Source organism: Nonlabens sp. Asnod3-A02 (assembly GCF_045063755.1).
In the GTDB taxonomy this organism is placed as follows: domain Bacteria; phylum Bacteroidota; class Bacteroidia; order Flavobacteriales; family Flavobacteriaceae; genus Nonlabens; species Nonlabens xylanidelens.
In genome coordinates this window covers 1,201,051-1,221,818 of sequence record NZ_JBEFOC010000007.1, presented here as the reverse complement: position 1 = coordinate 1,221,818, position 20,768 = coordinate 1,201,051, and the positions used below count along the sequence as shown (strand labels likewise).

Sequence of the window (20,768 nt, the reverse complement as noted above, 5' to 3'; positions counted from 1 at the left end):
TTTAATACTGCGGATTGATAAACGATTTTATAGGAATCCATAAAAAAGCAAGTGCCATAATTGCAATAATTATTTTAATCCAAAATTTAAGATTGCTATTACCAGAATTAGGTACTGCTTCGTATCTATATTTTCCGTTTCTATCTATTTTTATAGAAACAGAGCTCTTAGGAGCGTCGGTATTTGAGCGTTGACTTTTTAAAAACCACAACCAGGCGACCACAAAAAAACTCGCTATAAATAGCAAGCCCAAAAGGCTTTGTGCGCTAGACGCTAGCAATTGTTGTGATGTAATTAAAGATAGATCCAAAATGGGTATATTATATGGTTAAATTTAGTCATTTAAAATGATTAATCGGCACGTTCTACTTCACTTTCTAGTTTTAAAACACTATCACCATCTTCCTGTTTAATATAAAGTGCTTTGTTTCCTTCTTCACCATTTCTAGTGACTTCATTTCCATCGATCTTTCTCGTTACTTTCTTAGTAAACGTAGACTCTACTTTACCTGTTGCGGTACCGTTTCCCCATTTCCACTTTACCATAGACCCTTCCTTAATCATGTCTTTTTTCTTTAAAGATAGTTGTGGTTCCGCTTTCGCGAAAGCGTGCTAACAACATCTTAACGACACTTTATGACCGTTTTGTGAATACCCTCATAAGTGCTATAACCACTGAAGTAATTTTTTTATAGTTTTCAATTTCCCTTGATATGGAGCATATTTTAAAGGTAAATCTATCCAGGTGCCACGATGTACAATACTCTTGTAATGTGAAAAAGTTTCAAACGTTTTTTCTCCATGGTACGATCCCATACCACTGTTACCGACACCACCAAAGGGAAGGCGGTCATTTATAAACTGAACGATACTGTCGTTAATAACACCACCGCCAAAGGAAAATCTGTTCAAAAACCATTTCTCAAATTTAGAATTGCTGGTAAAACAATAAGCACCTAGAGGTTTTTCATAACTATCTATCCACTGTTCAAGGTCTTCTTTTTTTTCATAACTGATGACAGGTAAAATAGGACCAAAAATTTCTTGTTGCATCACCTTACTCTCACGACTAGGCTCATCTATCAAAGTAGGAGCGAGGTATAACGATGCCCTGTCATTATCACCACCTTGTAGAATAGTTTCATTTTCTAACATTTCCATGAGTCTATCAAACTGATCGTTTCTTATAACGCGAGGTAAGTCTGGAGAGTTTTTTACATCGGCTCCAAAGAATTCATGAATTTGTTTTTTAATCTCATTAACTAGCTTATTCTTTACATCTTTGTGCACGAGTAAGTAATCTGGAGCAATGCAAGTCTGTCCTGCGTTTAAGAATTTTGCCCAGACGATACGTTTTGCAGCAACTTTTATATGCGCAGTACTATCTATGACACATGGATTTTTACCACCTAATTCTAGAGTCACAGGAGTGAGGTGTTTTGCCGCGGCCTGATATATTTTTTTACCTACGGCCGGACTACCTGTAAAAAAGATGTAATTCCATGGCAAAGCAGTTAATTCTTGTGCCACGGTAGCATCACCTAGAGCAACACAAACATGCTCTTTTTCAAAAGCTTCTTCTATAATATCACTTAATAATTGAGAGGTAGCAGTGGTGAATTCGCTCGGTTTTAACACCACTGTGTTACCAGCAGCTACCGCACCTATTAATGGGCCTAATGCGAGTTGAAATGGGTAGTTCCACGGTGAGATAATTAATGTATTACCATAAGGTTCTGGATATCTTCTTGACCTAGATGGAAAGTTGAGTATAGAAGGTCTAACCTTTTTAGGTTGAGATAGTTTACGAGTTTTCTTAATGTAGCTTTTAAGTTCTCCTAAGATAACATTGTACTCGGTAAGAAAAGCTTCAAATTCACTCTTAGAAAGATCGGTAGCAAGTGCTTTGTAGATCTCTTTTTCTCGACTTTCTATGGCTCTTTTAAGAAGCTGTAAACTCTTAACGCGATAAGATACATCTACCGTTTTACGAGTTTTAAAAAAGTCTAGTTGTGATTTATGGAGTTGCTTTGCATTCATATTTTGTGACTATGAAAAGTAAAGCTAAGTAATAATCAACGTAAAATGTTAACTATTAAGAAAACATAAGAATTAAAGCTTTGAAACAGCTTTCCAGATAGGGTCTTTAACATTTACTGGTGCGGTAATTTTTACAGCTTCTTTTTTTACAGGGTGAATAAACTCTAAAAATCTAGCATGTAGGTGTATGCTGCCATCTTTGTTGCTGCGTTTTGCTCCATATTTTAAATCGCCTTTGATAACACAACCTATCTTGCTTAATTGAGATCTTATTTGATGGTGTCTACCAGTTTCTAATTTAACTTCTAATAAGGTGTAACGATCTAATTCTTTAATTACAGTATAGGAAAGTGCAGCCTTTTTTGAATTAGGCACTTCGTGGTCGTGAGCATAACTTTTATTCTGTTTAGGATTGCGCACGAGGTAATGCTCTAGTCGAGCGGTTTTATTAGGTGCTTTACCTTCTATAATCGCCCAGTAAGTTTTTTCTGTTTTATGCTCAGAAAAAAGTTTATTCATTCTAGGCAATGCTTTTGAGGTACGAGCAAATATCACTACACCACTAGTAGGTCTATCTAGCCTATGTACAACGCCTAAAAATACAGCGCCTGGTTTATCATATTTCTTTGCAATATAGTCTTTAATTAAATCTGGCAGTATTTCATCTCCAGTTTTATCTCCTTGAACTAGATCACCAGATTGTTTATTAATCGCTATAAGATGATTGTCTTCAAAAAGTATGCGATGGGTAAGGGACATAAAATAAGTTCTTCCTACAAAGGTAAAACACTTGTTGCGTTCTAGAACATCTAAGTAGGTATATAGTGTTTAATTTTAATTTAAATATGGAGCTATTTAATGAAACAAAAGCGTTTAAAATAAGTACATGCTGCTTTGTTAATACGTGTAAATACTGTATTTATCGATTAAATACAGCATAATTTATACTATTTAAAACGGTTTATAAGTGGTTGCATGAAGGAATCTAATTATTATTAAAATTTCTTATTAATTATCTAAAGTTAAATGATTTAATGACTTATAATTGTAGGGTAATACTATTAATATTAAGTTAAATTCTATGCTCAAGTTTCATTGCGTATTAATAATTGTTCTGATTAGTTTTAATGTTGGTTTTTCACAAGTAGGTATAGGAACTGCGGCTCCAGATGCTTCTAGTGCATTACATATAGAATCTACAGATCAAGGTGTTTTATTACCTAGAATGACTGAAGTACAAAGGGATAATATTCTATCTCCTGCCGAAGGTCTTTTTATTTATAATCTAGACAGTAATTGTTTTCAATACTATAAAGGCTCTTCTTGGTCTGGATGTTTAGGAGAAATGCCTATTAACTCATTAGATTGTTCTTCTACTAGTATAAATGGAGGTTACCAAGCGGGAAGTCCTTTAAATCCTAGTAATACACTAACGGTAGACGTATTTGTTAATGTGATAGAATCTTATACCATTACTACCGATACTGTGAATGGATATAGCTTTTCTGCATCTGGAGCATTTACTTCTATAGGTTTAAATACGATTACATTAAACGGTACTGGTACTCCTATAAATGAACAAACAGATAATTTTACAGTTACCTTAATGGGACGTGGCGCTAGTTGTAGTGCAAGTACTACTGTGACTAATGTGTTTGAATCCTGTCTCGCTTATTATAATGCTGGCGCTAGAACTGACGGTGTTTATACGATAGATCCTGATGGTGCTGGTAGTAACCCATCTTATGATTGTTATTGTGATATGACTAACGATGGCGGTGGTTGGACTTTAGTATTTGCTCATAATACAGCTGGTGGTTATTTTTCAAACGATTCAGAAGCAAACGAATTTAATGTAGCCTCTCCAGGATTAACTACTAATAAGTATTCTATTTTAAGCAAACTAGATGAAGTCAAATCTGCAGCAGGTTATGAATTTAGATTGCATTACCCAACGTTAAATTTAACTAATCACTGGAGCCAAACATTTGACCCTAGAAGTGGAGCATCTAGTACAAGTCCTGTAACTGGTTACACACCTATAAATATTTCTATGACTAACAATGGATGGGGTGGACTTGAATCATCTGGTGGTAATACCTATCTAGATGGAACAGTTAACAGTGGTAACTGGTTTTATTCTATAGGTAGTGTTAACTCCTGGAATGGAGGTCTTCCTTCTAACTCTACACCAGTAGATAGAGTACAGCTATTTGTAAGATAATTAGTTATAGATATCTCAGATTAAAAAAATCTCCCAAAAACAACTTGTTGTTTTTGGGAGATTTTTTAATTAAAACAAAATAATAGAATCTTACTTCTTTTTTTTGTGGTCCTTATCCTCATCTTGATTGTGAGTTTTTAACCATTCTTCACCTTTCTTATCTTTAAAAAAGTCCATCCACACATAATATAAAACTTTATCTTCTTCTACTGTTACAGAGTGGCTGGAGCCTAGAGGAATGTGTAAAACAGAGTATTCTGGAAAATCTACTTGAGCATCGTCTGCATACACGGTACAATCATTATCAGTTAAACCTAAGAATAATTGTTCTAACATAGGGTGTTCATGAGCACCTACTTTATCAGGACCAGTAGTTTGCACGGTTCCCATAGCTATTCTAGGAATAATTTTATTAGGTAAAATAGTACGACTTACTGTATTAGGACTTTTAATAGGCTCTGTATAAGATTTACAATCGGTGAATTTTGCATAATATACATTTTCAGTATTCTCTTTAGGGAATTCTTTTAAGTCCATTATATCTTGATCCGTTAATTTACTGGTTATCTTTAAATAGTGCAACGTTTCACTAGGTGTCGTTTCTATTTTAATATGATCAATAGCATTAGGTAAAAATATAGTCTCAGGCACAATTTCATAGCTTTTATCTGCCGCAATGACTTTTCCTGATCCTTTCATGAATAAATAAATGGTTCTATAACCTTCTTGGTATGTATCTACTTGAGTTTTCTCATCTCCTAAAGCGACGTGATCCACATGAATTCCTTCTATTTCATTTTCTAAAATAGATTTAGAATTCATCTTAGAATTACTAATCGATTGTGTTTCTAATTGTTCTAAGGGGATTTCTTGTGCTTGTATAACTGGAAAAATGGCAAAGAGAGTTAGTAACGATAAAATGTTCTTTTTCATTTGTTAAGGTTTTAGATATTATGAGAAAATATACAACTTATTAAAATTCTTAAAGTACTACAATAGACAAGTATAATACAATTGCCTATGTGGTAATGTGTTATCGCTTTCGCGAAAGCGAATTAAACATCTATCTCTTATAGTGTTTTGTATTACTCGATATTTGAGTTAGTACTATGTATTCTAAACGCAGTGTCCTAAATTGGTTTAGTTTTTAATGAGTAAAAAGAAGTATTTGTATTATAAATTTCTTGTTGAAAACTACGACTCTAGAATAGTACTTCTTTGTGTATTCTTTTTGTATTGATTTTTAGGAGCGATCTTTTTGCTTGCTGTTCGAGAATAGTTCTTACTATTTGGGTTAAGGAAATATTCCATTTGATATTCAATCATTTTTTCAAACGGAACGAGAAACTTACTCGTATCACAATTTTCCAAATTGTTAGTTTTAAGCAAATTAATTACTGTGTAAACAGATTCAATCGTACTTAAGCATAGAGGTTCTGGTTGCTGCTTGATGATAAACTTTGATTTAATAGTATTGTCAAAGCTCACTCTTTTAAGCTGTTGTAAGTTCTTACTCAGTTTAAGCATTTTACGAGCACATGGCCAGGTACCATCTAGTATAAATAGATAGGGATGCTGTCCCATAAAATCATTCATTTCTGTACTATTACTGGTGGATAAGTTGAAACTTTCTTTACCAGGATAGAGTAGGAAGGAAGCGTTATTTTGATCTGAAAGAATTTCATTAACACGTTGATGCTTATTAAAATCAACACCTACGATAATTTCTGCATTGTCCAGCTGTAGGTGGGTCATGTGACCGGTACCGTTTTTCTGTTTCTTATACTCTTTAGGATGCATTAAGATAACAAAGCGAGTGTTAGTTGTCAACGGTTTAATAAGGTTACAAATGCAAGTGCTTACTGGCCTCATACAAGTATAACACTGGTTTCTATGCTGTTTTAATTCTTCTTGCAATGTAATTCTCTCATTTACTATCTGGCTGCAAATTTAAGAGTTTGAATCATGCCGTCTAGAATTATCACAAGAATAAATGAAGCTAATGATACAACGAGTATTGATTTATAATTTTTGTAATTTAAAAGTTATCGTTTAGGTATGTTAACTGTAAACACTCTGTATAATAGCTTTTAAAGTTTCTTTATCTATTGGTTTATTGATAATATCCCGTATTCCAACATTATTGCATCGCTCTTTTACTTCACTGATTTGTAATGCTGTTAATGCTATTATTGGAATATTTTTGTTTTGTGCAGTAATTGCTTTTGAGGCTTCAAACCCATTCATAATAGGCATGTTGAGATCCATTAGGATTAAGTCAAAATGGTTACTGTTAAATTCTTTTAGAGCTTCTTGTCCGTTGATGGCAATGGTACAGTCATGCCCTAGCAAATTTATTAGTTTTTGAGTTACTATTTGATTGATTTTATTATCCTCGACAACTAATATTTGTAGACTTTTATGTTCTGTACTAGTATATCGTGTGGTTTCTCCATTTGGAACTTCACATTCTAGTATAAAAGAGAATTCAGATCCTATACCTACATCACTCTTAACATATAATTTGCTGCCCATCATCTTTATTAGAGACTTTACAATGGGTAGTCCTAAACCTATTCCATAAGAAGTATTTTCTTCTAGATTACCTTGATTAAAATTATCAAAAATTATAGACAGATCCTCTTTTGAAATCCCTGATCCTGTGTCAGAAACTTTAAATTCAATATAATGCTTTGTAGCCTCTTTATTTATCAATTTTATGGAAAAGGTAACAGCACCATTTGTAGTATGCTTTATAGCATTATCAATGAGTTTAGTGATTACTTCTGATAGACTATTACCATCTATAATATAGTGTTCTAATATGTCATCTGAAATATCAAGTGTTAATTGAGTTTCTTGTTGATCGGCTAGATAATTTAATGAATTTACTATGTTTCTTAATAAATCGTGTAAATTGGTTTTAGCTACTTTTAAACTGATTTTATTAGATTCTACCTCCTTAATTTTAAGAATATTATTTATAACGACTTTTAAATGGTCTCCAGAAAATTTTAGAGAATTTAAAAGCCCTTTTTTTGTATTTATTATTGATGGGTTTTCAATAAGCATTCCGGTAATACCCATAATTCCATACAACGGTGTTCTTAAATCGTGGCTAATATTTATTAATAGGTCTGATGTCAATTTATTAGCATGTTCAGCTTCATTCTTAGCTCGTACAAGTGCTTTATTCTTTTTTTCAAGTTTTTGATAAGACAATTGCTTCTTATAGTTGTAAAAAATAAGAAAGGAAGTACTTAGAAATAGTAACGTACCGATTCCCACTACGGTAATAAAATTTGCCTTTAATTGAGAGGCTTCAGCTTTTTCTTTAAATTCATTAACCTTAAAATCTGCTGTTACTTCTTCTACCTGAAGACTTTTTTCTGTATTAAAGTCTAGATCTTTATAATAATGCATTTTCTTAAGACTTGCTAAGGCCAGGTCATAAGCTCCTAACGCTTCATGTATTTCGCTTTTGAAATCATATATATCTATGAGTTCTTTATTAAGCGCATGTTCTTCTGCTATTTTAAGAGCTTTATTAATATATTTAAGTGCAAGGCTATGATCTCTTTTTTGGTTGTGATAAATAGCAAAGTTTAAATTTTGCAATAATGGATGCAAAGGGTTTTCTTTTTCAATTCTAGGTAGTAGCTCATTAGCTTTAAGAATAAAAGGATATGCTTTGTCTGGATTTTTAAAATTTAAATACATACCAGCTATGTTATAGTAGGTGTAAAATGAATGTTCATTTTTTCCTGCTTCTAGAGTGTATGATATCGATCTTTCAAAATAACCTGCAGCTTTATCTGCTGTACTCTTATCTATTGAATATATATTACCTAATCCATTAAGTGAGGCTACATTTACAAAATAGTCATCTGTTTTTTTGTCTAGTGCTATTTGGTAATACTCTTTTGCATTATCACTATCATTAATGGCCTGATAGGTGTTAGCTAGACTCACATAAGCCCGTGCTTGCAATAGTTTATCCTTAGTTTTATTTGCATGTTGCACTGCTGAAGTTGCAAATTTCAATCCATCTTTATAGTTACCACTTATATTTTTATTCTTAGATAAGGAAATTAAAACGTTCACACTATCTGCAACCTTACTTGTACTGTTTTGAGAAAAAGTAGATGCGCTATAGCAAAATAGTAGTAAGATAAGGAGTAGCTTATTCGTCAAAAGAAATACTTTAATGAAGTTAAAAGATATACAAGAATATTTTAATAACTAGAGATTTTTATTTTTTTACGATAAAGTGCATGTTATAAAAAATAATTCCAAATTCTTTAACCTCATTTGCCCATAATTAATCTTTTATATCCTTATTCAACCTAGCTTTTTTAATAAGCTCATCACGCAAGGCTAGATCTGCGTCTTTAAGTTGAATGATCTTATGAGCTATTTCTGAATAGTCCATTTTTAAGCTTTGCTTATGTGAGTTATTTAGTTCTCGTTAAAATCTATTTGGTTACAAAATTTAATTAACTTTTCTCGGTATCTCCATGGTTTTGTTTTGGCTGGTAAACGACTTAACCAATGACTGTTTGGTCCTTTACTTCCTGGTCTTTTGTTGGATAGCTCCATAGTCGTAGGAAGTAGTTTTCTACCCATTATCGTTTTAAATTCTTCAAATTGAGCTTCACTAGTAAACGAAAATCTAAATCCATCTAATTCAATAGTCAAGTAACGATAGCCTAAACTGCCGTGACGAACTGGTGCTGGAGGATCAAATTTTTCAGATGTGTACCAAGGCTTATCATCTGCCTCGATATGAACCCAATAGGCCATGTGACTCGTTTTCCAATCTTCTATATATCCAAAAGTTTTATTTTTCATTTTTTAAAATAATAGACTAATAAATGTAGTCGTTAAGTTATGGTGTAACAACCATTAAGCAATGACCTTTTAGGTATTGAAATAGGCAAGTGAAATTACCGAATTTCTATGAATTAAGGCATTTTGTTGTTCAACGACCTAGGTCATGTTACATCAAAAAAAGCTCAAAGAATCCAGTTTAGGAATCTATGAGCTTGGAAGGATTGTTCCTTAAAGAAGCTAAAATTTATTGAATGATCTTAGTCAATTCTATCGAGACCTCTTTGTAATCTTGCACTACCAGTTATCATCCCAGTAATACTAGGATCAGTGGCGTCTATATAGTTACCTGAAAAATCAAATGCTATGTAATCATTTATAGCACTTGGATATTCTGTAATAGTACAAGTAATAGAACTGTCTAGACTAATGAATAAAGGATTAGGTGACACAGAATCCATAAAAAAGAACGTACTAGCATTGGCCAGATTTGTACCATAATTAGGATAGGACCATGGATATGTTGTCGAAACTGGATTTGTTAGAAAAGTAGCAAATGAATCAGATGGAAAGAAAAATTGTCCTGAAACTTTTTCTACAAAGTTGGGTGATCCTTCTATATCAAATGCAAAAGTATCACTATCTGGTGCTATCTTATTATGAAATTTTGCGTCATAATTATAAAAAGTGATCTCTTTAAAAGTAACACCATTATCTAAACTATACTTGAAAAATACGTCAGTGTTCAATGGTGTTGGAGGCGTGTCGTCATCAGTTCTACAGCTAAAAAGTGACATACAAATTACTACCACTAAGGCAGCTTTAAATAATATTTTCATAATAATTGTTTTATAAATCTATTTTAAAACTACTTCATCAATGCGCAGTGGGAAAGGATGATTTAAGTATCTATGTAGTTCGTTCGATTTTCTATAGTGTTCATTCGATGAGCTGTTGAGATTGTTTGAAATTCTATTTTTATAATGGTTTACTTTCAAAGTATGAATTCAACATCCATGTTTAAAGTTGTATTTATAATAACTCCAGAATCAATTATTAGATTCTATGAGCCTTTATATCATTTGGTTTCTAAGTAATGAAGAAAAGAGATTCTTTCATTAGATTTTACTCTCGAAAACCTTTACTTGTCAATTTTTGCTTTGCCTGGTTTTTTACCTTTTTGGTGACTCCGTTTTCTGCGAACTTTAATAGTATTTCTCGTGTGAGATCTTTATGATTTAAGATGTAAACTTGGAGTTGAGCGCTGCCGTTTTCTAGTATATCATTGATGTCGTCGGTAGAGATACCGTTTTCTACTATTTTCAAACGGTATGATTCTGAAAGTTCATTGATCACACCTCTTCTTTCTGTCATTCTTGGGTCCTCAAAAACAGGTAGCGTTCGCAATAAGTCTTCTAGTTTTTCAACAAGAACTAACCTAGATTTTATAGCAAAATTTAAAACAGGACATTCCCAATTAGGTTCTGTATCGAATTCGTTAGTGATTGGGTTAAAATTCTCTACAAAATTTAAAACTTGTAATTGATATTCACCATCGAGATCTAGTTCTGGTCGCCATTGTAGGTCTATTATTTTTAATCGCGCATTATTACGCAACATCAATAAACTAGAACCTTCAAAATAGGACTCATGACCTGGTATGGGATCCACTTCATAAAATTGGTTGTAGGTCACTTGCCAACCAGCTTCAATTCTTAAGGGTTGAAGATTCATTGTTTAATTCTAGATTTTAAGTGCATTTAATTACTTTGAATGGATTAATACGTTTCAATGTTTTAAAGCTTACTGTTTTAAATATACGATAATTTAATTTTTTGCGACATACTGAAATGTCTAGTAAATTTTATATAACAGATTTAAAATAAATTAGTTATATGAGAATAGGAGAGTCCATCAAATATAGCTTTAATCATTGTTTTAAAAATAGTTTTGTAACACGTCCATTTATCTGTTGTCCAAGTTATAGATACACTATTAATATGTTTAAAATATTTAAAAAAATAGAACAATGGGAAAATTAGAAGGTAAAGTAGCGGTAATTACAGGTGGAGCAAGTGGAATAGGTCTTGCAACGGCTCAAGAATTTATTAATAATGGCGCTAAAGTAGTTATCTTCAGTAGAGGACAAGAGGCGCTAGATGCTGCTGTAGAACAATTAGGTTCTAACAGTTATGCGGTTCAAGGTGATGTTACTAATCACGCAGATTTAGAAAGATTGTTTTCTGAAACAACATCAAAATTTGGTGGAGTAGATACTCTATTTGTAAATGTAGGTAAAGGAAAACTGGCTCCTGTAGAAGATACTGATGAAGCATTTTTTGATGATATGATGGATGTGAACTTTAAAGGTTCTTACTTCACGCTACAAAAAGGTATCAAGAGTTTAAATGATAAGGCGTCTGTTATTATGACTACTTCTTATTTAAACGAAGTTGGTTTCGGTGGTAGTAGTTTATTAAGTGCTAGTAAAGCAGCTCTTAGATCTGTGGTACGTGTTGCGTCTGCAGAGCTTGCTCCTAGAGGAATACGAGTGAATGCAGTTAGTCCTGGACCTATCGGTACTCCATTTTGGGGTAAAATCGGTTTACCAGATGATGTTCTTACTGGAGCTGCAGAGGCTATTACAGCACAAACAGCTTTAAAGCGTTTTGGCGATCCAGAAGAGGTAGCAAAAGCAGTATTGTTTTTAGCATCTGATGATTCTTCTTATATCATCGGTGAAGAAATTGCTGTACAAGGTGGAATTAACTCTATATAATTGTAGAGAATTTATTATTTCTTAAATTAAGCCTTGTTTCAATTTGTTTGAAATGAGGCTTTTAAAATTCAAATTATGAAGAATCTTTTATCAGGTAATTATTCCGACTATACCGATACACAACTTGTAGAACTATCGATAGATGGAGATAAAAAAGCGTTACAAGGCTTAATTATTAGACACCAGATGTTTGTATATAATCTAGCTCTTAAAATGGCTGGTAATACACAAGATGCTGAAGATTTAACTCAAGAGGTTTTTATAAAGGTAATTACGGTTCTTTCTCAATTTAAAGGTAAAAGTAAATTTACTACATGGTTGTACCGCATTACCGTGAACCATTTTTTGAATAGTAAAAAACAAAATGCAAAATTAAAATTAGTGAGCTTTGAGAGTTATTTTAACTCTATAGATTCTGTGCCTAGTTTTGAATTAAACGACCAAGAACAAAATGAATTTAAAGATTCTATTGAAGAGATAAGAATTAATTGTACTACAGGCATGTTGCTCTGCTTATCTAAGGAACAACGCATGATTTACATCCTAGGAGAAATGTTTGACATAGATCACAATCTAGGTGGTGAGATACTAGGAATTACACCAGGTAATTTTAGAATCAAATTAATGAGGACCAGGCAGGAGCTATACAACTGGATGAATAAAAAATGCGGACTCGTTAATGTTAAAAACCCCTGTAGATGTTCTAAAAAAATGAGAGGTTATATTAAAGAAGGAAAGGTAGATCCTGATAATCTTAATTTTAATACGAGATATAAATCTACTATAAAAGAGATGTCTAAAAATACAGCAATACCATTTACAGATACGGTAGAAGAGTTGAATAAGAGAGTATTTCAAAGCCATCCTGCCCAAACACCTATACAAGCGTCTAAAATTATTGATGAGATACTGAATAACGACTTGATTAAATCTATTTTAGAATTATAAGTAGCTGTTAAAATATTCTACACTAGTTTTAAATTAGGACAGGTCTTTATCCTTACTTTTTTCAAGAACTTTCCATAATATCAATGAAATACCTAATATGATTCCTAAAATGAGTAGGATATGAATTAAAAGTTCATTCTCAAAAATCCAAAGAGTCACCGCACAAAAAAAGAGTAAAGAACGGCCCACAAGACCTCTAACACTAGAGAATTCTATAAAGCGATCTAATAATATCCCAAACCCTTGCTGTCCTAGAAAAGGCATGTTTTACTTTTTAAGTATATGCCATCCTAGATCGCCATGAATCCCCATTCTTCTAATTACTGTTTTACGCTTTTTAAAATTCATTTCTATTAAGGCGGTTACATTTTCTTCTACTTTATTCCATACTAAATCAGTATCTACAGCAGTTTTTATGTAGTCTATATCTAACTCACTTGCTTTTAAATTGGTCTCATTCTCATAACTGAATAGACAAGAAGAGCCATCAGTATAGACGATAATCTGTAATTTTAATACACCTCTTAGTTTTTGAAAAGCTTTTTCATTAAGGCTGTTCTTAATAGCATCTATGATTTTAGAGTCTTCTATTTTTGCCTGTTCTACTTTACTTTCTAGTCCAAATCTTGAGGTATCACAATCTCCTAATTTGTTATCGTAAATATTTTGAGAGATACCATTTTGTACTGCTATTAATAAAATACAAAATGTGAATAAATATCTTAGTTGTGTGGTTTTCATAATAGAGTGGTTGGTATGGAATTGTTTTATTGAATTCTGGTAATTGGTATTTTAAATTCCTATTCCAGACTCTTAATTAATTGAATATTATATATTTCAATTTCATTCAAAAAGCGATCTACATTCTTATGCTCTGCATGGTACCAGTCTTGTTTTCTGAAATATTGATCCATCTTGCCATTTTTATTAAAGATATATCCATATCGAGCATATATTTCATTTCGCATAATGGCCAACTCACTTTTAGACATCTTTTTCAATTCATTGGGTTCTAATTTTCTGTAAGAAGATTTTGGATAGTTACCGTAATAGATGTTTTCAAAAACTAACCTTGTTTTAGTTCCTATTTCATATGCGCTGTCTTCTATCCAGCTGGTCCATGGGTTATCTATTTTTAAGGCTTTGTAGACCTCTCCAGACTCATTAGTAAAAGTCACAAACTTACCATGATACTGGTCGCTGGTAAAATTCCCTTTCTTGTCTATTTCTATATGAGTAAGATTGATAAAATTGCGCTTACGCGATAATACCTTTTTTTCTTCCCAATAGGCATTATGCACCTGACCTATGATAACATCTCCACTGAAATATAAATGTAATTCAGATTCACTTTCACTTTCACCAAAATGATAAGAACCGGCATATTTTAATACAAATTTTGGAATCCAACTTTCCAATTGAGTTTCTTTAATTTCTTGGCCGCCCCAGTATTGAGCACAAGCAAAGTTGGATATAAATAGTAATAGAAGTAAAGGTTTCATTTTTGGGTAGGTTTTGATTGTGCTGAGTTTATTTTAATTCAAGATTTGAATCAAAAACATTGAAATTAACTTCAAATTTTTTTATAATTTTATTAATGTTATCTTTTGTCCAGTCAGTTGATTTTGGATGATGAACTATTTCGAAATTGTAATCATTAAAGTTTTCTAATTTAATTTTTGTTCCTGCTTTATTATATTTCGAATCGTAATATCTCTTAGTATGATCTCGGGATATATTTGGTTGATAATTAATTGGAGGTATTTCTGTCACATTTTCTCTAGCAATGATTCTAAATTCATTTTCATGCTTGAAACTGATATCTTTTAAGAAAACACTATCTGATAAGTTGTCAAAATTTCCTGAAATATTTGTGCTGTCTTGGAAGTTTAAATAATCTATATAGGCGAACAAATTAATTCCTTTATACAACCGTCTGTTTTAAAGCTATTTTCTAAAATTTTATTTTTGAAATCGGAGTATTTTATTCTTATAGCTAAACTTTTTGGGTCACTATATAAGTTCCACATAGCTACAGATTCTGTATGTTTTTTTCCAATTACCCAACAACTAGCGTAGTTAAAACGTTGTACTTTTTTAATGTCATCATCAATTTTATTCATTTCACTACCGAAATTATCAACAGTCATCAATTCTCTTATTGTATTAAAAACTTCATTATCGTCTGTTTCTTTTTTAAATTTTTTAAATAGTAAATGATTAAGTGAAATCCCTTCCCTTTTATCTTCAAATTTATCTAGTCTAGTTAAGTGAATAGATTCAGAAAATATTAAGGATAAGAATTTATGTAAATCTAAATATTTCCATAGATAATCATCCTCTGACATCTCATCATCTTTAATAAATCTTATATTTTTTTCCATTTCGTCTACCATTTCCAATCCCTATTATTTATAATTAAGTTAGTAAAACTAGACAAATCTCCCCTCAACTAAAAGCCGAGTTTTCAACAATCTAAGTTAAAATTAATCACCTTGAACTCCCTTAAAAAACAAATCCCTACTGGCGCTAGCCAGTAGGGATTTGTAATTACAATCTATTTAAGTAATTATTTACTTAAAAGATCTTTTATGATTTAGTATAAACCTTCATTCTTATTAGAGAAGTAATTAAAATCATGATTGTTCTCAATTTTCAATAAAGATTCATAAATCATCTTAATGACATTCTCAACATCATCTCTATGTACCATTTCTACCGTAGTATGCATGTAACGTAAAGGTAATGAGATAAGCGCACTAGGTACACCACCGTTAGAATAAGCAAAGGCATCTGTATCTGTACCAGTAGAACGTGATGTTGCACGACGCTGGTAAGGGATATCCTTAGCATCTGCCGCGTCCATAATTAGGTTGCGCAGGTTATTCTGTATAGCAGGAGCATAGGCCAGGACAGGTCCTTTTCCTATAGCTGCATCACCATTTGATTTTTTATCAATCATAGGTGTGGTAGTATCATGAGTCACATCGGTAACAATCGCAACATTAGGTTTTATGGTTTGAGTAATCATCTCTGCACCACGCAATCCTATTTCTTCTTGTACAGAATTAGTTACATATAGACCGAAATCCAATTCTTGCTTGTTCTCCTTTAATAAACGAGCCACCTCGGCTATCATAAAACCACCCATACGGTTATCTAGCGCACGACATACAAATTTGTTTTTGTTCAACACAAAAAACTCATCTGGATACGTGATTACACAACCTACATCTACACCTAGTTCTAGCACCTCTTCCTTAGTCTCACAACCAGTATCTATAAAGATGTTGTCAGGTTTAGGCGGTTGCTCTTTGGCACGAGAACGTGTGTGAATTGCCGGCCATCCGAAGACTCCAGTCACAATTCCTTTCTTAGTATGAATGTTTACCTTTTTAGACGGTGCTATTTGATGGTCAGAACCACCATTGCGCACCACATAAATAAGACCATCATCTGTAATGTAATTTACATACCACGAGATCTCGTCAGCATGTCCTTCTATAACGACTTTAAACTTTGCATCAGGATTAATAACACCTACTGCGGTACCATAATTATCAGTAATAAACTCATCTACATATGGTTTCAAGTAGTCCATCCACACCTTTTGACCGTTCCATTCATAACCAGTAGGAGAGGCCGTATTTAGGTATTTTTCAAGAAAGTCGAGAGATTTTTTATTTAAAATGCTTTTTTCAGCCATGTGATAAATTTTAGAACGTGAAGATAATAATCTATGCTCAAAAACGCTTGTATATTATAGGGTTTCTTATTTTTGGAATACTTTTAGTGTGTAAATGAATATGATGAATAAGGTTATCGTTTTATTAATGGTTTTTTGTGGTCTCGCTTTCGCGAAAGCGCAACAGACACCATCACCACAGCCTGTATCAAAGGACTCGATCATAAAATCTCCTGCCGAATATTTTTATGTAGATGGAGATTCTATCAATGCGATAGAATTAAATAGTGTCCTGCTCTTACAAGATCTAAAATTTGAGAGCAGATACGAGCGTATTAAATACCTGATTTTAAAACGTAAAGTATTAAAAGTGTGGCCGTATGCAAAACTTGCGGCAGAACGACTTACTGTTCTAGATCAACGACTGTCTTCTCTTAGGACTAAAAACCAAAAGAAGAAATACTCTAAAATGGTAGAAAAATACATAGAAGAAGAATTTACTGCCGAACTTAAGAAACTAACAAAAACCGAAGGACAAATACTCATAAAACTCATTCATAGACAGACCGGTGACACCGCTTATGCGCTTTTGAGAAGACTGCGTAGCGGCTGGAGTGCTTTCTGGTTTGATAAAACAGCGAGCCTTTTTGATATCTCTTTAAAAGAAGAATACAGTCCTGAGGCTGTTATAGAAGACTTTTACATAGAAGATATCTTATTAAACAGCATTACAGACGATAAGTTAGAAGACCAAGAAGCGGCGATAGAATTTGACTACTTTAAGGCTCGTAAAAACTGGAAGGAGTATGAGAATAACCTGCCAGAGTCTTATGATAGCATACAACTGTCTGCAAGAGCGCAACGTATTAAGGAATACAGAGAGAAAAAAGCACGCAAAGCAAAACGCAATAAGAAATAGGAGCGAGGTGTGTTTATTAAGATTACACAACTATTACCTCTTAAAATCTAAAATTTAGGTTTTCTTTAATTAGGAATTTATACTTCTGTGAGATTTATCTTTTAATATTGGGTAACCATAAAAAAGGAAATAAAATGAATCTTATAGCACAATTACAGTCTCTAGCGGAAGGTAGCGCATCACGTCATCCAGGAGAATCACAAGAAATCATGTCTAAGGGTATTGAAGAGCTTAAAGCGTCTCATATCGTTTCTAAATCTCTGAAGACAGGAGATAAAATACCAGCAATTCAATTACCTAATCAAAATAACGAACTGGTAGATGTCAACGAGATTTTAAAAACTAACAAAGTAGTACTTTCATTTTACCGTGGTGGATGGTGTCCCTATTGTAATCTAGAATTAAAAGCACTGCAACATTTTTTACCAGAGATGGAAGAAAAAGGAGCGAGGCTTATCGCAATTACTCCAGAGACTCCAGATAATTCTATGACTACTCACGAGAAGAATGAGCTCACATTTGACATTCTTACTGATAAAAATAATGAACTAGCTAGAGCCATGAATCTGGTTTTTACACTTCCAGAAGACCTACAAGGACTGTATAAAAAATTCGGTATTGATCTAGATGGAACGCAGGGAAATACAAGCCAAGAATTACCTCTTGCAGCTACTTATGTAATAGGAAAAAATGGTATTATTGAGTACCATTTTATAGAAGAAGATTACAAGCTCCGTGCCGATCCAAAAGAGATCTTAGACAAGTTGTAATTTAACATATTCTCGTACTATAGGCAATGTCTATACTTAGTTTTTAAAATTCAAAAAGCCTTTATCTTCAATAAGATAAAGGCTTTTAAGTTAATAATTAATTGATCTATTGAACTGCTTGTAAAGCATCTATATTTCCATAACCAAATCTTGAATTACGACTAGGATAGAACTCACTAGACTGCTTCATTTTATTTAAAACTTGCTCTCTAGACCAGCTAGGATTTTTGCTCCATATTAGCGCAGCGATTCCTGCCGTTGTAGCGGTCGCGACAGAGCTACCACCTACGTATTTACGTGTCCCATTATTGAATCCTAAAGTAGGTACAGTTCTAGACTCGTCACTAGCACGTTGCATGATAATTGTAAAATCTATCTCGCTACCTTCATGACAAATATCGCAACGGTTATATCCATTATCTTTTAATCCAGTAACGGCAACTGTCTCACTCATACTTGCAGGAAAAATAACACCGTACCAGCTAGTAAGTGATGTAGACGTACCACCTGCGGCAACTATCATCTTGTTGCGAGAGTAGGCATATTTTACAGCATCTTTTACATTACCTATGCTCCATACATAACCTATAGACATAGAGATTATCTTTACATCGTTGCGGTTACCTAGAGCCTTGAGAGCGTTACTTACACCTTTACGTTCATGATAGTCGTTAAGTAGCACGTCTTCTGTACCGCGATAGGCTACCATGTTAGAGTTATAAGCCACACCTACTGGCATTGCGTCGTTATTACGTGGGCTGGCTATAGTAGACGCCATAGTCGTTCCATGACCACAACGGTCATTAGGTCCATCTGTATTATTGCTCCACCACCAGTTAGAGTCTATAAAAGTTCCGAATTTTTGAATACTACGTCCAGAAGAAGCGCCGTCATTAAAATCACTACCTAGTAAACTTTGATTTGCACTTATTCCTGTATCGATAAGTCCTACGGTAACACCAGCACCTGTACTATAATTCCAGGCATCGTCTATGTTGTGTATGTTGTAATTCCATGGTTTCCATGCGTTAGGTGATATAACTGTATAGTCATTGCTATTGATACTTTGTCCGCTTTGATCACAGCCAGAACTAGATTTTAAAACGACTCCATTAGGATCTACATATAAACCATAACCTATAGGATCTATATAACGTATGTTGTTAGCAGCTTGTAAAGCGATTACAGTTTCTAAATTATTGATTTTAAGCTCAATAGAGTTAAGTAATTCATCAGCGGCAATAAGGAAATCTTCTGTTTTATTGATTCCTTCTTTATTAGCAGCAATAGAGATAGCGTTTTGTTTTGCTGCAATTAGGTCTGTTGTTTTTACTTGTGCAAAATGCTCACCTGGCTGTCCATAACCTAAACTAAGAATACCATCACCATGCATTATGGCACTGTACAGTACGTTTGCAGGTGCATGTGTCCAGTCTACATCTCCAGATTGTTGCAACTGGTCAGATATGTATTGATTCACTTCTTGAATGGTGAGGGTTTTACTACTTACAGATGTTTCTGCCTGAAAGTCTGCCTCTTCATTATTACAAGCTGTAAAAATGAAAATGGATAGAACTAATAAGGATAGTTTTTTCATTTGATAATTGGTTTAAAGGTTGTTACCAAATTATTGATTTATTCGTATAATAATTACGAATTCATCTATTTTTTCAAACTTTAACTAGTAAATGATTATGAGAAAACAAATTTTAATAGTTATTAATCAATTGTGTATCAGGGTGAATAACTGTTTTTATTTGTCTACAGTGGTCTGTATGGGCTGTAGTTATAAGGTATTGCAAAGAGTATTTCATCGATTCTATTCCATGCTAGGCATTCTATAATTACAGTAGTGGTATTAACTCATAATTTTTGTGAGCTGTTTTTGGTTCATTTATTTTTGATCCATATTTTTTTATAAAAAAGTGCGTCATTTTCTTTTTTAGTCCATTAGATTTGTCATTTAACATAAATCTAGACAATACTTTATTATGGGCAGAAAGACATCTCAAAAAATGCGCGAATTACACAGGCACTTAGGCTTCTTTTTGGCAGGAATCATGGCCGTTTATGCTATTAGTGGAGTCGCTTTGATCTTCAGAGATACAGATGCATTAAAGAACGAAATTAAAATTGAGAAAACAGTAGAAGCTCGTTTATCTAAGGATAAGGTAGGACCTGCTCTCAAAATCAAAAATCTTAAAATAAGTAAAGAAGAAGCCGGCGTTTACTACTTTAAAGGTGGTAGTTATAATAGCATTACTGGAGAAGCTAGTTTTGTAAAAAAAGAACTTCCTTACATACTTGATAAAATGACGCATTTTCATAAAGCAAAATCAGGAGAGCCATTGTTCTTTCTTAATATTTTCTTTGGTGTATCGCTTTTATTCTTTGTTATATCGGCCTTCTGGATGTTCATGCCAGGTACTCAGATATTTAGAAAAGGAATCATATTTGCCGCAGCAGGGCTAGTGCTTACTCTTATTTTGTTGTTTATATAATAGGATAAGAAGTAATAGATATAGTTATTAAATTAAAAAGCCAAGTCGTTAGACTTGGCTTTTTTAGTTGAA

Annotated in this window: 23 protein-coding genes; 6 read left to right on the top strand and 17 right to left on the bottom strand. The window is 33.1% G+C overall.

From position 1 onward, the window contains the following. Position 1 precedes the first annotated feature (1 nt). The 4 genes from ACJJVN_RS08990 to ACJJVN_RS08975 all read right to left on the bottom strand — a co-directional run bounded on the left by ACJJVN_RS08990 (position 2) and on the right by ACJJVN_RS08975 (position 2,799). Positions 2-310: a hypothetical protein gene (locus ACJJVN_RS08990; RefSeq protein WP_405368601.1), complete on the bottom strand. Its 309-nt coding sequence runs from the start codon at positions 308-310 to the stop codon at positions 2-4. A 41-nt stretch (positions 311-351) separates the two neighbouring features. Beyond that, positions 352-564, bottom strand: coding sequence for a DUF2945 domain-containing protein (locus ACJJVN_RS08985; RefSeq protein ID WP_405377876.1), 213 nt, complete (start codon positions 562-564; stop codon positions 352-354). Between the two features lie 102 nt (positions 565-666). After that, the gene (locus ACJJVN_RS08980) at positions 667-2,040 is read right to left on the bottom strand and encodes an aldehyde dehydrogenase (protein WP_405377875.1); all 1,374 of its coding nucleotides are present in this window, start codon (positions 2,038-2,040) and stop codon (positions 667-669) included. 72 nt (positions 2,041-2,112) lie between these two features. Continuing rightward, the gene (locus ACJJVN_RS08975) at positions 2,113-2,799 is read right to left on the bottom strand and encodes an RluA family pseudouridine synthase (protein WP_104514897.1); all 687 of its coding nucleotides are present in this window, start codon (positions 2,797-2,799) and stop codon (positions 2,113-2,115) included. Positions 2,800-3,121: 322 nt separating this feature from the next. Here ACJJVN_RS08975 and ACJJVN_RS08970 point away from each other — a divergent pair, with 322 nt between their 5' ends. After that, on the top strand, positions 3,122-4,264 hold the full coding sequence (locus ACJJVN_RS08970) for a fibrinogen-like YCDxxxxGGGW domain-containing protein (protein WP_405377874.1): 1,143 nt from the start codon (positions 3,122-3,124) through the stop codon (positions 4,262-4,264). 90 nt (positions 4,265-4,354) lie between these two features. Here ACJJVN_RS08970 and ACJJVN_RS08965 read toward each other — a convergent pair whose 3' ends face one another. From ACJJVN_RS08965 to ACJJVN_RS08940, 6 genes are all read right to left on the bottom strand, one after another. After that, entirely contained in the window at positions 4,355-5,197 is an 843-nt protein-coding gene (locus tag ACJJVN_RS08965) for a hypothetical protein (RefSeq protein WP_405368592.1), read from the bottom strand. Positions 5,198-5,458: 261 nt separating this feature from the next. Continuing rightward, positions 5,459-6,181 (bottom strand): tRNA-uridine aminocarboxypropyltransferase, encoded by a 723-nt coding sequence (locus tag ACJJVN_RS08960; protein WP_405377873.1) that lies wholly within the window; start codon positions 6,179-6,181, stop codon positions 5,459-5,461. A 144-nt stretch (positions 6,182-6,325) separates the two neighbouring features. After that, the gene (locus ACJJVN_RS08955) at positions 6,326-8,458 is read right to left on the bottom strand and encodes a response regulator (protein WP_405377872.1); all 2,133 of its coding nucleotides are present in this window, start codon (positions 8,456-8,458) and stop codon (positions 6,326-6,328) included. Positions 8,459-8,722: 264 nt separating this feature from the next. Continuing rightward, the gene (locus tag ACJJVN_RS08950) at positions 8,723-9,115 is read right to left on the bottom strand and encodes a hypothetical protein (protein WP_405377871.1); all 393 of its coding nucleotides are present in this window, start codon (positions 9,113-9,115) and stop codon (positions 8,723-8,725) included. Between the two features lie 239 nt (positions 9,116-9,354). Then, complete coding sequence (locus tag ACJJVN_RS08945) at positions 9,355-9,933, bottom strand: hypothetical protein (protein WP_405377870.1); 579 nt, start codon at positions 9,931-9,933, stop codon at positions 9,355-9,357. Between the two features lie 286 nt (positions 9,934-10,219). After that, positions 10,220-10,828 (bottom strand): hypothetical protein, encoded by a 609-nt coding sequence (locus ACJJVN_RS08940; protein ID WP_405377869.1) that lies wholly within the window; start codon positions 10,826-10,828, stop codon positions 10,220-10,222. Positions 10,829-11,123: 295 nt separating this feature from the next. Between ACJJVN_RS08940 and ACJJVN_RS08935 the strand changes: the two genes are divergently transcribed. Both ACJJVN_RS08935 and ACJJVN_RS08930 read left to right on the top strand, forming a co-directional pair. Next, on the top strand, positions 11,124-11,873 hold the full coding sequence (locus ACJJVN_RS08935) for an SDR family oxidoreductase (protein WP_405377868.1): 750 nt from the start codon (positions 11,124-11,126) through the stop codon (positions 11,871-11,873). 75 nt (positions 11,874-11,948) lie between these two features. Continuing rightward, on the top strand, positions 11,949-12,821 hold the full coding sequence (locus ACJJVN_RS08930; protein ID WP_405377867.1) for an RNA polymerase sigma factor: 873 nt from the start codon (positions 11,949-11,951) through the stop codon (positions 12,819-12,821). Positions 12,822-12,854: 33 nt separating this feature from the next. Here ACJJVN_RS08930 and ACJJVN_RS08925 read toward each other — a convergent pair whose 3' ends face one another. The 6 genes from ACJJVN_RS08925 to ACJJVN_RS08900 form a co-directional block, all read right to left on the bottom strand. Continuing rightward, on the bottom strand, positions 12,855-13,085 hold the full coding sequence (locus ACJJVN_RS08925) for a hypothetical protein (RefSeq protein ID WP_405377866.1): 231 nt from the start codon (positions 13,083-13,085) through the stop codon (positions 12,855-12,857). 3 nt (positions 13,086-13,088) lie between these two features. Next, on the bottom strand, positions 13,089-13,562 hold the full coding sequence (locus tag ACJJVN_RS08920; protein ID WP_405368580.1) for a hypothetical protein: 474 nt from the start codon (positions 13,560-13,562) through the stop codon (positions 13,089-13,091). 59 nt (positions 13,563-13,621) lie between these two features. Beyond that, the gene (locus ACJJVN_RS08915) at positions 13,622-14,323 is read right to left on the bottom strand and encodes a YARHG domain-containing protein (RefSeq protein WP_405377865.1); all 702 of its coding nucleotides are present in this window, start codon (positions 14,321-14,323) and stop codon (positions 13,622-13,624) included. A gap of 28 nt (positions 14,324-14,351) precedes the next feature. Continuing rightward, positions 14,352-14,735 carry a hypothetical protein gene (locus ACJJVN_RS08910; RefSeq protein WP_405377864.1) on the bottom strand — a complete coding sequence of 128 codons (384 nt, stop codon included), beginning with the start codon at positions 14,733-14,735 and terminating at the stop codon, positions 14,352-14,354. Then, positions 14,720-15,223, bottom strand: coding sequence for a hypothetical protein (locus ACJJVN_RS08905; RefSeq protein ID WP_405377863.1), 504 nt, complete (start codon positions 15,221-15,223; stop codon positions 14,720-14,722). Before ACJJVN_RS08905 ends, ACJJVN_RS08910 begins: the two co-directional genes overlap by 16 nt. Positions 15,224-15,417: 194 nt before the next feature. After that, entirely contained in the window at positions 15,418-16,527 is a 1,110-nt protein-coding gene (locus tag ACJJVN_RS08900; protein WP_104514887.1) for a M42 family metallopeptidase, read from the bottom strand. A 103-nt stretch (positions 16,528-16,630) separates the two neighbouring features. Between ACJJVN_RS08900 and ACJJVN_RS08895 the strand changes: the two genes are divergently transcribed. Together ACJJVN_RS08895 and ACJJVN_RS08890 are read left to right on the top strand one after the other, a co-directional pair. Next, a complete protein-coding gene (locus ACJJVN_RS08895) occupies positions 16,631-17,425 on the top strand; it encodes a DUF4294 domain-containing protein (protein ID WP_245890645.1) in 795 nt (264 codons plus the stop codon). Positions 17,426-17,559: 134 nt separating this feature from the next. Beyond that, positions 17,560-18,195: a peroxiredoxin-like family protein gene (locus ACJJVN_RS08890; protein WP_405377862.1), complete on the top strand. Its 636-nt coding sequence runs from the start codon at positions 17,560-17,562 to the stop codon at positions 18,193-18,195. A 106-nt stretch (positions 18,196-18,301) separates the two neighbouring features. On the opposite strand, the gene ACJJVN_RS08885 is transcribed toward ACJJVN_RS08890, so the two are convergent. Continuing rightward, positions 18,302-19,792, bottom strand: a complete 1,491-nt coding sequence (locus tag ACJJVN_RS08885) for a S8 family peptidase (RefSeq protein WP_405377861.1) — start codon at positions 19,790-19,792, stop codon at positions 18,302-18,304. Between the two features lie 394 nt (positions 19,793-20,186). Between ACJJVN_RS08885 and ACJJVN_RS08880 the strand changes: the two genes are divergently transcribed. Next, positions 20,187-20,696, top strand: a complete 510-nt coding sequence (locus ACJJVN_RS08880; RefSeq protein ID WP_104514884.1) for a PepSY domain-containing protein — start codon at positions 20,187-20,189, stop codon at positions 20,694-20,696. Positions 20,697-20,768 lie beyond the last annotated feature (72 nt).